Annotated in this window: 1 pseudogene; it reads right to left on the reverse strand. The window is 61.4% G+C overall.

Features of this window, described 5'->3' with window-relative positions:
• Positions 1-157: 157 nt before the first annotated feature.
• A pseudogene (locus KY084_RS13210) lies at positions 158-1425 on the reverse strand (IS701 family transposase).
• Positions 1426-1815: the final 390 nt, after the last annotated feature.

Here is a 1815-nt window from a genome sequence, read left to right on the forward strand (position 1 = left end):
TAGCATTACAGTTGCACTTTAGATTTTAGATGGGCCCGTCTGGCTGCGGCTTGATGCGATCGTCGCCAACACGACCAGGCGATGATGTAGGCGGGTTCGATCTGGCGCTGAGCGAGCTTGTGGGCGATGCGTCGGACTTCCTGGACTGACCAGCGGATCAGCTCCTGGTGGTCTGCATCCTCGGTCTTTTTGGGGGCGCCATGTCATTGGCGCGGTATCGGATCACCGCCATCATCGCGAAGGCGAGCATAACGAGAGAGACATGGCGATGCCAGCCATGCCACGACCGGGTTTCGTTGTGGTCGAGGCCGAGCTCGTTCTTGGCGGTTTCGAAGCTGTCCTCGATCGCCCAGCGATGGCCTTCGACGGCGACGAGGGTCTGGATGCCGGTGCCGGCCGGACACCATGTTGTGAAGAAAGCGAGATCGCCGTCACTATATTGCGGCGGATCAGAAGGCCGCGGGTCCAAAGTCCTGATTGGGTCTCATCATATTCGTCCGCGTCGAGATCGGCGAGTTCGCAGTAAGCCCAGTCATGGAGGCGGGCGCCCTTGGTGCCCTCACCAGCGGAAAGACGCTGCCATATCTCTGGTTCAAGGTCTCGTGCGATCTCCTCAGCCTTGCCGGCGACCGGAGGCTTGCCCCCCTCTGCAGCCTTTCCAACGATGCTTCGCATCGCCGGAACCTTGGGCCGCTTCGCCCAAGAGCCAAAGTGGTGGTCCGATTTAACGCCGAGAACATAGCCTTTGCAGGCGCGGCGTAGCGCCTGTTCGACATCGCCGACGCCGTACACCGCGTCCGCCGCGACCCAGGAGAATGGCACTTCGGCTGCCAACGCACGCCGGATCATTTGAACAGCGAGCGTCGGCTTGGTGGCGAAGGCTACAGCTTCAGGGACATGGGCCGCTGCAAGCCGTGCGGGATCGTTGGTCCAGCTCTTGGGCAGGTACAAAGCCCGATCGATGAAGGCGTGGCCGCGAGCGGATACATAGGCGGCGAATACACCGATCTGGCAGTTCGTTATCTTGCCGGCCGAACCCGTGTATTGACGTGCAACGCCGCAGGATGCTTTGCCCTGTTTGAGGAAGCCAGTCTCATCAATCACCAGAACCGCGTCGTCTGTGGCGAGATGCTCGACAACATAATTCCGCACGATGTCGCGCAGCCCGTCCGCTTCCCAGCGCCCGCGGCCTAGAATGGCCTGCTGCCGCCACGGGCCAGGATCACCGGCCGCTTCTGCGCGCATCCAGCCTGTCTTACGGCGCTCGTCACCCAGCAACCCGTCCAGGAACAGGTTCGCCGACGTGGCAACTCGCTCCTGCGTGAACAGCCCTCGCATGCGGCCCTTCACCTCGCGCAGCGAGCAAGCCCACAGCTCCAGCGTCGTCTCGATCGATGCACCCGTCATCCACGGCCCCCTTACCATGGAGACCTATTGATTCAGAGTTCGGAACAATATGCAACTGTAAAGCTAGGGAATGTTCGCTTGCAGCCCTACCCCTATGACCGCTTCCGGGAGCCGTCTGCAATGGTGCCAATGACCGAAACAATGGGGCGCAAAGCTGCCGGAAAGGTTCGGTCGCTGGGCGCGTCTGTAGCCGCGAACTTTTTGCCGCTCCGTCTGCGATCCGAGATTCTCGAAACCGGACATTGCCGGCCACGCAGCGTTGGGCCAGTCATGCCGACATGACAGACGCTAGGCGGCGTGGACAAATTTGAGCCAGTATCTGGCGGTGGCGACGTGGACCATGCCGAGGAAGCTGCTGGTCAGTTGGTCGTAGCGGGTGGCGATGGCCCGGTTGATCTTGAGGTGACC

This window comes from Stakelama flava (genome assembly GCF_019351405.1).
GTDB classification, from domain to species: Bacteria; Pseudomonadota; Alphaproteobacteria; order Sphingomonadales; family Sphingomonadaceae; genus Sphingomonas; species Sphingomonas flava_A.